This window comes from Providencia alcalifaciens DSM 30120, assembly GCF_000173415.1.
Classification (GTDB): domain Bacteria; phylum Pseudomonadota; class Gammaproteobacteria; order Enterobacterales; family Enterobacteriaceae; genus Providencia; species Providencia alcalifaciens.
In genome coordinates this window covers 211,523-225,571 of sequence record NZ_ABXW01000052.1, presented here as the reverse complement: position 1 = coordinate 225,571, position 14,049 = coordinate 211,523, and the positions used below count along the sequence as shown (strand labels likewise).

Annotated in this window: 10 protein-coding genes; 2 read left to right on the top strand and 8 right to left on the bottom strand. The window is 39.4% G+C overall.

The features are described from left to right. Positions 1–52: 52 nt before the first annotated feature. The gene (locus PROVALCAL_RS12950) at positions 53–1,351 is read right to left on the bottom strand and encodes a cytosine deaminase (protein ID WP_006659739.1); all 1,299 of its coding nucleotides are present in this window, start codon (positions 1,349–1,351) and stop codon (positions 53–55) included. Continuing rightward, the gene (codB, locus tag PROVALCAL_RS12945; RefSeq protein ID WP_036966377.1) at positions 1,344–2,591 is read right to left on the bottom strand and encodes a cytosine permease; all 1,248 of its coding nucleotides are present in this window, start codon (positions 2,589–2,591) and stop codon (positions 1,344–1,346) included. The genes PROVALCAL_RS12950 and codB overlap by 8 nt, the downstream gene beginning before the upstream one ends. Before the next feature lie 797 nt (positions 2,592–3,388). Between codB and dcuC the strand changes: the two genes are divergently transcribed. Both dcuC and PROVALCAL_RS12935 read left to right on the top strand, forming a co-directional pair. Continuing rightward, positions 3,389–4,663 (top strand): C4-dicarboxylate transporter DcuC, encoded by a 1,275-nt coding sequence (dcuC, locus tag PROVALCAL_RS12940; RefSeq protein WP_006663154.1) that lies wholly within the window; start codon positions 3,389–3,391, stop codon positions 4,661–4,663. 15 nt (positions 4,664–4,678) lie between these two features. Beyond that, complete coding sequence (locus PROVALCAL_RS12935) at positions 4,679–5,944, top strand: amidohydrolase (protein ID WP_006659736.1); 1,266 nt, start codon at positions 4,679–4,681, stop codon at positions 5,942–5,944. A gap of 82 nt (positions 5,945–6,026) precedes the next feature. Here the strand turns inward: PROVALCAL_RS12935 and PROVALCAL_RS12930 are convergent, their stop codons facing one another. The 6 genes from PROVALCAL_RS12930 to PROVALCAL_RS12905 form a co-directional block, all read right to left on the bottom strand. Continuing rightward, positions 6,027–7,268 carry a Zn-dependent hydrolase gene (locus PROVALCAL_RS12930; protein ID WP_006659735.1) on the bottom strand — a complete coding sequence of 414 codons (1,242 nt, stop codon included), beginning with the start codon at positions 7,266–7,268 and terminating at the stop codon, positions 6,027–6,029. A gap of 406 nt (positions 7,269–7,674) precedes the next feature. Further along, the gene (locus PROVALCAL_RS12925) at positions 7,675–9,501 is read right to left on the bottom strand and encodes an FUSC family protein (RefSeq protein ID WP_039862010.1); all 1,827 of its coding nucleotides are present in this window, start codon (positions 9,499–9,501) and stop codon (positions 7,675–7,677) included. 228 nt (positions 9,502–9,729) lie between these two features. Next, a complete protein-coding gene (locus PROVALCAL_RS12920) occupies positions 9,730–10,014 on the bottom strand; it encodes a helix-turn-helix domain-containing protein (protein ID WP_006659732.1) in 285 nt (94 codons plus the stop codon). Positions 10,015–10,884: 870 nt separating this feature from the next. Next, the gene (locus tag PROVALCAL_RS12915; protein ID WP_039862008.1) at positions 10,885–12,618 is read right to left on the bottom strand and encodes an inverse autotransporter beta domain-containing protein; all 1,734 of its coding nucleotides are present in this window, start codon (positions 12,616–12,618) and stop codon (positions 10,885–10,887) included. Between the two features lie 251 nt (positions 12,619–12,869). Further along, on the bottom strand, positions 12,870–13,295 hold the full coding sequence (locus PROVALCAL_RS12910; RefSeq protein ID WP_006659730.1) for a YbaY family lipoprotein: 426 nt from the start codon (positions 13,293–13,295) through the stop codon (positions 12,870–12,872). A gap of 26 nt (positions 13,296–13,321) precedes the next feature. Continuing rightward, positions 13,322–13,750 (bottom strand): winged helix-turn-helix domain-containing protein, encoded by a 429-nt coding sequence (locus tag PROVALCAL_RS12905; protein ID WP_006659729.1) that lies wholly within the window; start codon positions 13,748–13,750, stop codon positions 13,322–13,324. Positions 13,751–14,049: the final 299 nt, after the last annotated feature.

Sequence of the window (14,049 nt, the reverse complement as noted above, 5' to 3'; positions counted from 1 at the left end):
CGGGGTTCTCATTGATTGCAGGCTCAATAAGCCCCGTGTTGGGGGATAAAACTTAGTTTCCGCTATGTGGCTGATAGCCGTAACGGATGGTTTCGACGTCGTCGAGTTGAATCTGGGTGATGGTAGGCTGTGTGGTGGCGATAACGCGACCATCACGGATGGAGTAACGTACAGGCACTTGGCGACGAACTGCATCAAAACCGTTTTCAGCAGGCAGGATCAGTAGGCTGGCACGTTTCCCTTCATTGATACCGTAGTTTTGTAAGTTCAGCGTTTTTGCACTGTGCTCAGTAATCAGTTTGAGACCATCGTTAATCTGACCATAACCCATCAATTGGCAAACATGCAGTCCCATGTGCAGCACTTGCAGCATATTGGCTGTACCCAGTGGATACCACGGGTCGAATACATCGTCATGACCGAAGCAGACATTAATATTGGCAGAGAGCATCTCTTTGACACGGGTGATCCCACGACGTTTTGGATAGGTATCGAAACGACCTTGTAAGTGAATATTCACTAACGGGTTGGCGACAAAGTTAATGCCAGACATTTTCAGCAGACGGAATAAACGGGATGCATAAGCCCCATTGTATGAGTGCATGGCTGTGGTATGGCTAGCGGTGACGCGTGAGCCCATATTTTCACGGTGAGCGAGAGCGGCAACGGTTTCAACAAAGCGTGACTGTTCATCATCAATTTCATCACAATGAACATCGATTAAACGGTCGTATTTCTGTGCCAGAGCGAAGGTTTTATGCAGTGATTCCACGCCATATTCACGAGTGAATTCAAAGTGCGGAATGGCGCCGACAACATCGGCGCCTAAGCGTAATGCTTCTTCTAATAGCTCTTCGCCGTTTGGATAGGACATGATCCCTTCTTGTGGGAAGGCAACGATTTGCATATCCACCCACGGCGCAACTTCTTTTTTCACTTCCAGCATGGCTTTCAGTGCCGTTAAAGTGGCATCGGAAACGTCAACGTGGGTACGAACATGTTGGATACCGTTAGCAATTTGCCATTTTAGAGTTTGCCAAGCGCGCTCTTTCACATCGTCATGGGTCAGCATCGCTTTGCGCTCTGCCCAACGTTCAATTCCTTCAAACAGCGTACCCGATTGGTTCCAATTTGGCTGCCCAGCGGTTTGGGTCGTATCCAAATGGATGTGTGGCTCAACAAACGGTGGAATAGCTAAACCGCCTTCGCCGTCTAGGCTGTTGGCTAATACTTCACCTGCGGGCTGAGGAACGATAGCTTTGATTTGCTGATTTTCAATATCGATTCGCCACAGACCTTCACGTTCAGGCAAACGGACATTGTGGATATGTTGAATATGTTGATTAAGCACGGGTCATCTCCGAATTAGTGGCGCGCACGCGATTCAATAGTGGATTTAGGATGGCGTAGCAGATAGCACCGCCAAGCACAGCGTTCACAGGGACAATCCCCGGTAACCAATGTCCTGCGGCAACGCCCGCAGCAACAGCGATTAACGCACTGATATTCACATCGCGCATTTTGCTCATGTCAAAAGTGGCATAACGATGACGATACATTAAGTAATCCGCAATGATAATGCCACCAATCGGTGGAATGGCTGCGGATAAAAAGGTCAGCCAGCTGACAAAGTTGTTATACAGCCACAGTGCGCAGAGTGTGCCCACTAAGCCGTTGATAATGGATAATGTTTTACTGGATAAACCCGTGATGTTTGCGAAGCCCAAACCGGAAGCGTATAGCGCATTGTCATTGGTGGTCCAAATGTTTAAACCAAGCACAATAATCGCGGGAATGAGCAGCCCTTGCGCGATCATCACATCAGAGATGTCTGCCATGCCGAGGGAAGCGGCACCCGCAGCACCAAAGATAAACATGAGTGAGTTACCCAAAAAGAACGCCACAATGGCAACCAGTACCGCGATCTTTGGTTTGCGCCCGAAGCGAACGAAGTCGGCGGTTAACGTTCCGGCGCTGACAAACGAACCAACCACCATGGCGAGCGCAAGGTTAAAATCGATAGGTTGGGCAGGTTTAATGGTTTGTAGTGCGCTTAAGCCGCCGGCATCAGTGACGGCAAGATATACGGAGTAGCTACCTAAGATAGCAATAGCAGGAACAGCAACAATTGACAGAACGGTTAATGCCGAGATTCCGAAGAACACGGTGATGGTCATCAAAATACCGGAAATACCAATCAGTAAGTTGATATCCCAGCCAGTAGCTTTACCGACGGGAATGGCGAACATGGCAACGCCGACACCGAACCAGCCGACCTGTGTACCGCCAAGTAAGAATGAAGGGAGCCAAGAGCCGCGGATACCAAATGAATAACGAGCAAGAAGGTGGGTTGTTAAGCCGGTTTTTGAACCAATGAAACCAAGAAAGGCGGTGTAGACACCAAGAATAAGATTACCAATGAGAACTGCGAGGAAGAAATCGTTGAAACTAAGACCGGTACCGAGAGCGCCTCCGGTCCACATGCTGGCGGAAAAGAACGTTAAACCCAGCATTACAAAGGTTAATGCGAGCCCGCCTTTTCGCGCGGATATGGGTACTGGCTCATGACTATAATTTTTATCGCCGGACACAATGACCTCCTGTTGCTTTTCTCTAGCCAAAAAATCCGACGCAGTTTATAGCCGTAAAAATAAAAAGCAAACGATTTCATACATGCTTAAAAAGAATTAATGAATGGTGTTTTTGCGTATTTTTTACTCTAGTGAGCATGGTTGGAGGGTGGGGGATGAAGCGATAATAAATCGAGTGAATGGATAAAATGACAAAGCAAGGACGAAATGAAAATGACTCTCAATACAAGAAAATAAGCGTAAAATAAAAATAAAAGACTTCCGATCATGTGGATTTTAATACATTGCTATTTTTATTTATATTTACGCAAACAAATATTATAGGTAAGTTGGTTTTTATATTTATTTATAACTACTCTTTTAATTTGTTATGTGGAATTTATTACTTCAATTTTTTTGTAAGGAATGATTTAAATCCAATTTAATAGTCAAATATATAATTTTTATTATTTACTAAAATTAATGGTTTTATATTAAATAAATGAAGTTTGAAAAAATCGTTCTAATTTTAACAAAATGATAAGGACGTTAATTTTATCGTTATTTTAACGAAACTTAATGTTTCCTTTGCGTTATTCATGGCTATGTTTTTAAAGGATATTTTTAATTTTTGGTGGATTTTTTTATGATAAACATTGTGTGGATCACAAAATGACGGTTAATTTCAAAATAGGGAATTAAAATTGATATCCCTCAATTAAATAAAGCCATTAAAGCTCACAATGAATCACCAATTAAAAATTACTCTTCATTTTGTTTTTCTTATCTATTTATCCAGGGATAAAAGAGGTGCAGTCATGATAATACAAATTATCGCGGCATTAATTATTGTTGTTACAATTTATCTTTTAATAAAAAAATATGAAACCCGAATGGTGTTAATTGCTGCGGGGCTGGTGCTGTGTATTGTCAGCCTTGTGCCAATGGATGCCTTAAATGCATTTAGTGAGCGTATGGTTTCAGCCCCTCTGATTCAAGCCATTTGTTCCAGTATGGGTTTTGCCTATGTCATGAAATATACCAAGTGTGATAAACACTTAGTGCTTGTGTTATCTAAGGTTTTAACACGATTAGGTTTTTTCTTGATCCCCGCCGCCGTTGTATTGACCTTCTTCATTAATATTGCAATTCCTTCTGCGGCAGGGTGTGCCGCTGCGGTAGGTGCAACATTAATTCCATTGTTGATTGCTGCACGTATTCATCCTGCTATTGCTGGCGGTGCCGTGCTGTGCGGTACTATCGGTTCTATGTTGAGTCCAGGTTTGTCTCATAACCCATTTGTGGCACAAATGTCGAATATGAGTATTGTTGACTTAATTGCTCGCCATGGACCATACAGTTTATCGGTGGGGGGTATCGCAGCTGTTTCGTTAGCGGTCGTCGCGTTGGTGAAAAAAGAGTACAACATGAAAGCCGTGGTAGAGGTGAATGGCGCTGCGGGAACTGAGCCAAATACGCCGGCAGAGCAGCCAAATTACCTGTATGCAACAGCACCTTTTATTCCGTTGATTTTATTGATTCTTCCGTTCATGGATGCATTGAAAGCTTATCAAATCAGCGTACCCGCAGCGATGGTGATCGGGGCTATTTATGCATTAGTGATTACTCGCACTAACCCTTCTACGATCACGAAAGAGTTCTTTAAAGGAATGGGGAATGCTTATGGGGATGTCCTCGGGATTATCATTGCGGCTGCAGTATTCTCTGCGGGCTTAAAAGCATCTGGTTTAATTGATTCCTTTATTGGTTTTCTGATTCATTCTCCTGAATTTGCACGTTGGGGAGGGACTTTGGGTCCATTCTTAATGGGGATTATTACGGGCTCAGGCGATGCAGCGGCATTTGCTTTCAATGAAACTGTCACGCCGTTTGCTCAGCAATTTGGTTACGAAATTCCTGATTTGGGAATGGCATCTGCAATTTCTGGCGCCTTGGGTAGAACCATGTCACCGTTAGCGGGTGCAGCTATCGTTTGTGCGGGTTTAGCCAATGTTAACCCGATGGAGATTGTTAAGCGTACTGCGCCCGGCATGATTGTTGGGGTGATCTTTATTGCGCTCATCATGCTTTAATTGTAAGGAGATAACATGTCGAACATCACATTAGAAAAATTGACCGAATGGCGTCGTGAATTCCATCAATATCCAGAGATTGGTTGGTCTGAATTTTTAACGACCGCGAAAATTGTTGAAGAACTGCGTGGCTTAGGTTTAGACGTGAAAGTGGGTCCACAGGTGATTAATCCTGAATACGCTTTTGGACGCCAACAAAACGTGGTTGAGAAAGGTTTAGCGGTTGCAAGAAAACACCAAGTGAATGAAGATCTGTTAGCTGAAATGCAGGAACTAACGGGATGCGTTGCTATTTTTGATAGTGGTAAAGCCGGTCCGACAATTGCACTACGCTTCGATATTGACTGTGTTGGGGTGACTGAGAGTACCCAAGAAACTCATCGCCCAAAAAATGATAATTTTAGTTCTTGCCACCCTGGTGAGATGCATGCCTGTGGTCATGATGGACACATTGCAATTGGTCTAGCTGTTGCCCATTGGCTAGTGGCAAATAAAGCCAGCTTATCTGGCAAGGTAAAATTGTTATTCCAACCTGCTGAAGAAGGGGTTCGTGGTGCAAGAGCGATGGCAGAAAGTGGGATCGTGGATGATGTTGATTACTTCTTAGGGGCTCACCTAGGATTTATCGCCAATAGCGGTGAAATTGTGATTAACCCTACCCATTTCTTGTGCACCACTAAGTTGGATTTTCGTTTCAAAGGAGCACCTTCCCATGCGGGAGCTGAACCTGAATTAGGTCGTAATGCATTAGCGGGCGCCTGTCATGCAACAACGCAAATGCTAGGCATCTCACGACACGGTAAAGGCATGTCACGCATTAATGTTGGGGTGTTGAATGCAGGGGAAGGGCGTAATGTCACGCCATCGTATGCCCAAATGCAGGTAGAAGTGCGTGGGGAAAACGAAGAAATTAACCGCTTTATGAGCGAAAATGCCATTCGCATGGCTGAAGGCTCCGCACATAGCTTCCAATTAGAAATGGAAAGTGAAGTGATGGGGGAAGCGGTGGATTTAACCAATGACCAAGAACTGATTGATACTCTGGCAAGTGTGGTGGGACAACATGCTGAATTAACAGCGGTTGCAACTCGACCATTTGGTGGCAGTGAAGATGCGACAATTTTGGCTAAGCGTGTTCAGCGCCATGGTGGTAAATCACTGTATTTCGTTGTGGGTGCGGACAGAACCGCGGGGCATCACCAAGCTAACTTTGATTTTGATGAGAAACAGATGTTAACAGCCTATCAGCTGTATACCGGATGTTTAGTGTCCTTAATGTAATTTAAATTGATAGGTATTTAAGTGCTAGGTAGTTAAGTGATAGAGAAAAACCGCTGGGAAAGGAATATCCCAGCGGCTTTTTTTATTTCGCTAAGGCATATAGCGTGTCTTTCAATAGATTGGCGGCAACGATAATATTGTCGAAGTCGGTGAATTCATCGGGATGATGGCTTATGCCTTCTTTTGATGGTGTAAAAATCATTGCGGTCGGAAATCGTTGGGCGAGGTTCATGGAGTCATGCCCTGCACCGCTTAGCATGGTCATATAGTCGATGTTGTGTTCAATACAGAGTTGCTCAATTAGGTGACAAATATTGCTATCTAATTTCACTGGAGCTTCGGCAGAAATTTCACGAAGTTGAATGGAAACATCGTTGTCTTGTTCAGACTTTTTAATGGAATTTTTCAAGTGATTGGCAACACGAGCAATACTTTCTGACTCAATACCGCGGATATCGACTAAGAAATTCACTTCTCCGGGGATCACATTCATGGAGTTTGGATAAACATTGAGTTTTCCAATCGTGCCGACAGTTCCCCAGACGGCTTCTCGGCATGCAGCGCGGTTGAGATCACTGATGATAGCCGCACTCGCCACTAAAGCATCATGGCGCTGGTACATGGGGGTTGCTCCGGAATGGTCGGCATGCCCCGTCACTTGCACTTGGAATCGGGTGGGGGCGGCAATACCGTTAACAATTCCTACGGGTTTTCCTGCTAGCTCAAGACGTCGACCTTGCTCAATGTGCATCTCAATAAACGCAGAATAGGTATCATCGGTTAATTGGCACTGTTCAATATCTTGGCTTGGGTAGCCAAGGCTATCAAGTACGTCGAAAAAATTACGTCCATCGTCATCGCGATTGAGTGACCATTTTTCACGGTCGACTTTTCCAAGTAACACTTTGCTACCAATACATGAAAAACCAAATCGACTGGATTCTTCTGCTCTAAAAATCACGAGCTCAAGGGATCGGGATAATTGTTGCGGCTGAAATTGCATGAGTGCATAAAATCCAGCAACAACACCAAGGGTGCCGTCATATGCACCGCCATTGGGTACGGTATCGAGATGGGAACCTGTTCCAACGGCGGGTAAATCGAGATTTTTTCCCGGCAATCGGCAAAAGATATTACCGACTGCATCTTGGCGTACGATAAAGCCTGCTTTTTGCATGATATCTATCATGTATTGATGTGCAGATTGGTCTATTGGCGTATAAGCTAAACGTGTGACGCCTTTATTTTCAGGATAAGAAGTAAAGGATGCTAATTTTTCAAATAATACTTTCATTTCATTAGTAGAAAATAATTCCCTAGTCATGAAAACCTCTGTTATAAAATAGTAATCAGATATGTTTTATTTTGGTGAAAATAAAAAGTGAATAAAAATAAGGAATGTTGAAATATATAAATATTTATATTGAATAATTACTATGGCAAATTAAAGGTCATGAAGTCAAATAGAAAAGCAGGAATATGGGTATTGTATGATTTTTATCAATATGCTGATTTTAAACGAAAATTAAACAAATTTTACGTTTTTTGAATATGCCGATAATTTCGCGTGAAATTAAAAAAAATTTTAAATTACACCGTAATTTTTTATTGTATATAGCACTTATATTGGGTGATTTTAAATTAAAGAAGATATTTATTTTAAATAATTAATCTAGATTGATCGTTTATTTTATTTTTTTCATACCTTCATTAATTGTTATTTTTTGTCTTTAATTGTTAGCGTTTAAATTATGGAGATATAACTGAACTTTATCGAGCAGAAGACATAGCTCACCGCTATTTTTTGCTTTGCGTCGTAGCCTTTGTGTGAATCGATGAATTTTTACAGTATCAGGGTGTGGACGTTGTAAATGTAACACGAGTCCTTTTAGGGCTCGTTTATGCGATTCACAAGCAGAAAATTGTTTATAAACTTGCATCAAATTGAGCCAAATTCCATGTCGGATAGCGAAGAATTGTAGGGTTTTATCAAATGAAGTGTCATTTTTTCGAGCTAATATTAACCCACTAAATAGGCGATGGCTCATTTGAGATGTAGAGGGTTTCTGTCCGGTAATAATTTTATTAAGTCCAAGTTTAACTTGTTGTTCACTAAGTAAAATTAGGTTTTGGTAACGTTTTTTGGGGTTGGTTGGGTAAATCCAATAAAAAGCCCCCATTACGACTAGTGGTCCACAAACAATAGCGATGGCATTACCGAGGCTTTCAGGAAAACTCAAGGTAAAAGGATAACTCGGTTGCAGTAAGATCAAAGAGACCATGATGTAATCAAAGGCGATTAAAATCAGTTTACTGTGGGCAAAAACAAAAATACCACTAATGATCACGGGGACAATAAAGACGCTCATTTGCCATGAAGATGATGCAAATGGCCATAAACACCACGTACAAATTAAGGCAGCAATTGCGCCAAGAGACTGTCCTGTAAATATATTTTTCATGAACTTAGCGGGATAATCGAGAGAAGCAAACAACGCTATCATGACTGATAACCCTAATGTCAGATAGGCAAGTGCTTGCCATTGGGTCACTAGCCACAAAAAACCAACGGTGGCAATGGTGACAAAAGCACGGGCGAAGGCTTGCCAAGCCGAAATTCGGTCATGGTGTAATTTCAATTTATCGACGCGGTAATGTGCTTTGATAGACACCCCTTTTGAGACATAAAACAGAGGGATCAGGAGATTCTTTAATACGCCATTAGGACACACGGAAAGGATATGTTTCCATTGTTGTTCAGTGGGTTGTATTTTGGGGAATGGGAAAGCAGCGATATTTTTAACATGTTCTAATTGCAGCAGAATTTGACTTTGGAAAAATAATTGCTGGCGTGCTTTTGCGACTTGTTTACGGTGATAACGCCAGCCAATACGGTTTGCCTCAAGCTGTTCATCATAGGTCGTCATTTGCTGCCAAAGTGTGTCAATTTCGTGCTTAGCAATAGGTTCTTTTTTGTATAACGAACGATGCAAAATAGTGTAAAACTGAGTATCAATTTTCTGTTTTAAAGCGATGATTGCGGTTTGTTCGCGTTTAGGTGTAAACAGAAAATTAAACACAATAGCGCATAACACCCCGACTAATATGGTCCAAAATCGATCCCAAGCAACAAAGAAAAGATTGTTAGTCGCGTGGACACTGAGCATGCTCACCATAACCGCGGAATATCCAGCCAAGAATGTCCCATAGGCCACAAAGCCTTTTTGTAATTGACCGATTCCACTGCATGCACCTAGCCATCCAGCTAAACTGATCACAAACAATAAAGGGCTGATCTGATGAAGTTGAATAAGCATCACGCCAGCCAGTACACCACTGACGGTGCCGGCAAAACGCCACCAACTTTTTTCTAATAGGTTTTCTCGCCATGGTTGTGCGGATGCCCAAACGGTCATTGCGGCCCATTGAGGATGAGCAAGTCCGGCATATTCAGCAATAAATAGCGCTAAAATCGATGCGCAGGCAGTAATCATAGCAAAACGTAAACGGTCAGAATCAAATCCGAGCCGTTGCATGAATGTGGTTGGTTGTGACATGGTTTTTCGCAGATGGATGAGTAAAACAGTGTATAGGGTAGTGCTTGTGAAGGAAAATCGCAAATAGAGGTCTAACAGCGTCTATATTGTAATGGCAGAATTTGAAATGAAATAAAAAGTAAAAGCCTTTGAATAGGCTTTTACTTTTTATACGGATGCATCATATATAGAGTAACTTTCTCAAATCAAGAAATCGTTGGTGTAAATATTGAATGATAATTACGCGATCTATGCGTAAGACTCAACGGATTCTTGGTTTTTATTTTCATATTTAATATCTTGATTGTCTTGGAATATATCACAAAATATATCACTGATATTAACATCTAATATTTTTGTTACTCTTGCTAAGCAATCTATATCAATTCGATTAACACCACGTTCATAACGAAATAGCTGTTGTTCGCTGATATTACACTCTCTTGCTAACTGGAATACAGTATAACCTTGAGATTTTCTTAATGATTTTATTTTTTGTCCAACGGCATAAGCTACAGGAAATTTTCTATTCATAAATATTCTCTATTAAATTATATTGTTGAGATAACAATCAATGTGGGTTCTCAGATTCTATAAATGACATTTAATATAATCTGTGTTTTTTCATTTTTGGTTAAATATATAGTGACCATCAAGTGCCACTCACTGAATGATATACTATACTTATAATTGTTTTCAATTAGTCTCAAAATGACGTTTTAAATATCCACATACCTATTATTATTTTTCTTAAATATTTAATCCTAAAATTAAGTTATCATTTTCAATGATTTGAATTTGAATTTACGTAATGTTAGAACAAATGTAAATTTTAATGTATTGTTTTTGATCAACATGATGTGTTGTGAATTTGTCATATTTCGATATTTGATGCCAAAAAAACAGGAAATAAAATATTAACAATATTGGGTTTTTATATTTAATTACCCTTAATTTGGTTTGTTTCTTTCATGCTATAAGTTTATTCCACTAATGAGTCAAACTAGGAGGATCATTATTTGATCGATTTTTTGTTGTTCTTTCAAATATGCCAAGTAATAGTGTTACGATGAAAGTCATAATATCCTTATTCATGAGTTGTATTTTTTTGTTTCTAGCGTGATAGTTATTTTAGCACTCAAAATGAAAAAGATAATTGAGTGCTTTTTATGATGATTGGCATTAAAAATGGCCATCAGTCCTTTTAAGTCAAATTGTTACTAAGCAGTATGCTACTTTAGTAGTAAAGGATTTTTCATTACATTTTTTGATTTGAAAACCATTATATAGATGTGACTAAACTCATATTATGACTTATAGGTATATCTAAAAATCACTAATAATTTATGAGCACTATATCGGTATTACAATTTTCTAGGGTAAAAATGAAAAGAGTGTGTTTCTTCAAATCTTGTGGTGGTTGTTATGTATATATGGGTCTGCCATTTTTAACAGCTTGCTCGCTGGTTTATTATCTTTTATGCCTGTAAAAGCAGGTGTACCGTTCGTAACTAAATTGATTGTAGGTGTAAGAGGGCTATTAGCAGAAAAAATAGTAGGTTGTGTAACTTGTACTTGTAATATAGCATTTGGAGAAATATTACCTTTCGAATCAACCGCAACAGCGTTTATGGTATAGCGGTTTTGTACTTTTCCTCCGGATTTATAGGTCGGGAGAATAATGCTATACGCACCATTTTTTTCATCAATAACTTGACCGCCAGCGGCAACGAGGCTATCGGCATGCCAATTGATGCGGTTAAAACCATATTGACTATTAATGGTATATTTCAGGGGGATTTTTTCCCCTGAAATACCTGTTATGGATGCGTTCATGTTGAGATAAATAGTGTCGTTTTTTTTGTAATCTAACAAGATATGGTTGTTGCGACTGACAAAGTCATAACGATTGCCCATTAACGAGCGGAATTCTCCGACTGCATCAGGATCTAAGTGTTGTTTGAACGATTTTCCAAATTGGTAGCTCAGCTTTAAACCAATACGCGAATCTTGCTTACTCGCCTTACCTTGACGATGTTCTCCATTCAATGTGATCAATGGAATTGGGGTATAATTAATGCCAGCTGTAATTGAATAAGGGTTATTTTGGCGATTTTTAGTACCAAATAGAGCGGCTTCTTCTCCATAAAACTGTTCATATGTCAGTTTACCCCCTATATGTGGATAAATGGGTAGCCAACCTTCAGCTCGAAGATCCCAACCATTAGCAGGGCGAGTGGAATAATCGGCTAAATCGCGGGAATTACGCCAGCCACTTAATCGGTGGTAGCTGTTAGCGGAAAGTTTTAAAAAGTCACGGCGGTACTCGACACCTAACCCTAAACGGGAGTGTTTACGAGAGATATCATAGTCAAAAAAACTATTTCCACCGATCATCTGGTTTTCACCATACCAACGAGTCCCTAATCCAAGGTTGGTTTCGATACGTCCTTCTTTACGGTGCAAGCTTGTTTGGGTGAACAATAAATTATTTTCTGTTTCGTAAAGTGGAAGCAGTAAGTCAATTTGTGAGTTTTTTAATGAGAACTTTTTATCTGCTTCGAGTTTAATCTGTGAACTTCCAAAATGATTAAACCAATCTTGTAGGTAGCTACTTGCTGTAGTTGTGACGAGTTCACGCGCAAAGGCTTTGGTCTTTTCATTTGTGGGTTTAGTTGTGAAAAATTGCCCTGTCTTTGAGACAAACTGTGCCAAAATAAGTTGGTTTTCAGTGGATGCTTCAGGTGCCACTATAGGTCGTAGGTTCTCCTGTTCACGTGGTGATAAAGGTGAAGTGGGAATATCAATTTCAGTGCCCGGTTTTATATTCTCAAAAGAATAAGCAAACGTTCTAAATTGATTGAGCTGTTGGAGTTGCTGTAGGTTTATATGGTATTTTTCAGCAATGCTTCTTGTTGTCTCACCAATTTGTAAGGTATAGGCTTGCGTTTCTTTAAAGAAAAAATATTTATTATTCTGCGATAATGGCTTCTGATGCTTATTTCTATCTTCAGTAAAGGCACTTGCTACCATTGGGATGAAGATCGACACGAGTGGGAAGCTAATTTGTATCGCTATGTTTATCCATGCAGTGAATTTTAAACGACGAGGAATTAAATTCCTTGACCTGTAATACATGAAATAACTCCAATAAATAAGATTGGCATAATAGAATTCAGAGGTGTTTGTTGAAAAGAATCACGATGACCCATTTAATTCGAATGTTAAATTGATGCATCGAATTAAATGGGGAAAAGGCACCGCTCTGATTTATTCAAGATGATTATATTTGCTATTTATTCCATTTTTTATTGAATAGTTTGGAAATAAAAAGAATTAATCGAATTCCTGCTAGGTGTTCTAATTTAATAAGATTTTATAATGTTGGTTTAAAGGCTATTGACACGCAGTGATAATCTATCTGATGAATCTTTATTGAGTGGCGTAATCTGATTACTCATCATTAATAATTCACCATTTTTTTCAATACGTATACTTAAGCCAAAGTAATGATTTTTGGCTGAGATTTTTTCAGGTAGGTTAATTGAAAAATTCACAGTGCGGCTTGGTTGACGTGTAGTCATCGTATAATCGTAATGACTTTTTGCTGAATAACTATTCCCATTTATCTCTGTAACAGAGAGTGTGACTAATGCTTCTCCTGGAATATCGTGAGATTGGCTATAGATGTCACCCTGAATATTAAATGTATTTTCTTTTTTGTTTATGGGGTTATTGCATGCAAATAGAAATAAGCAGCAGGTCAATATAAATAGAGAATGTAGAATATTTTTTGATATAACAATTTTTGGCATGATTAATCTTCTATGGTAAGGCTATCTTATTGAAACGAGCGATTAAATACTTTTTGGAAGAAACAACGAACATATGAGTACATGTTTTTTTGTTCATTAGACCTTGATAAAATTGGCATTTCTGATTTTTCGCCTGTGTATAAAACACCAATCCTTGGTAGTGTCATTATCAAGTTTTCATCTAATTCTACTTTTTTGAAGGATTGGCGTAACTGTCTAACAAGCTTGTAATAACTGCTTTCGGTCACAATGGTTCCGCGTTTTTCCCAAATCTCATGCATTACTTCGCGTTTACTATTGGTTTTTAATAGTAAAAGTTTTAAAAGGCAGGATTCATTTTCTGATAAATTTACTGTTCTTTTTCCACGGGATAATGTTCTCTTTAATGGGTCATACACGACTTGACCACATAAAAGTATCATTGGTTCTATTTTATTGTATTCCATGTTATTCATAGTATTTCCCACAAATATAGTTCAATATAAAATTAAATATAGACATCGTAACTGCCAGTAAAATAGTGTTCAATATAAAAAAACAGTAAGTATCGGATAGATGAAAAATTAAAGCGTTTTTTTAAATCAAACAATGTGTTTTGGTGATGTAAATTTAAACTACTACCAGTGATTGTATATATCAATTTCAAATTTGTTTTTTTTATATTTTTTGAAAAAGATAATATGAAAAAGCATAGATTATAAAAAACATAACCTAGGCTTATAGTTATTCGTCGGAAGAGGGGGATATGATATGA

Bases quoted from the DNA above. Each gene is read 5' to 3' on its own strand.
- dcuC (WP_006663154.1), top strand. From the start codon at position 3,389: ATGATAATACAAATTATCGCGGCATTAATTATTGTTGTTACAATTTAT.
- PROVALCAL_RS12935 (WP_006659736.1), top strand. From the start codon at position 4,679: ATGTCGAACATCACATTAGAAAAATTGACCGAATGGCGTCGTGAATTC.
- PROVALCAL_RS12930 (WP_006659735.1), bottom strand. From the start codon at position 7,268: ATGACTAGGGAATTATTTTCTACTAATGAAATGAAAGTATTATTTGAA.
- PROVALCAL_RS12925 (WP_039862010.1), bottom strand. From the start codon at position 9,501: ATGTCACAACCAACCACATTCATGCAACGGCTCGGATTTGATTCTGAC.
- PROVALCAL_RS12920 (WP_006659732.1), bottom strand. From the start codon at position 10,014: ATGAATAGAAAATTTCCTGTAGCTTATGCCGTTGGACAAAAAATAAAA.
- PROVALCAL_RS12915 (WP_039862008.1), bottom strand. From the start codon at position 12,618: ATGTATTACAGGTCAAGGAATTTAATTCCTCGTCGTTTAAAATTCACT.
- PROVALCAL_RS12910 (WP_006659730.1), bottom strand. From the start codon at position 13,295: ATGCCAAAAATTGTTATATCAAAAAATATTCTACATTCTCTATTTATA.
- PROVALCAL_RS12905 (WP_006659729.1), bottom strand. From the start codon at position 13,750: ATGAATAACATGGAATACAATAAAATAGAACCAATGATACTTTTATGT.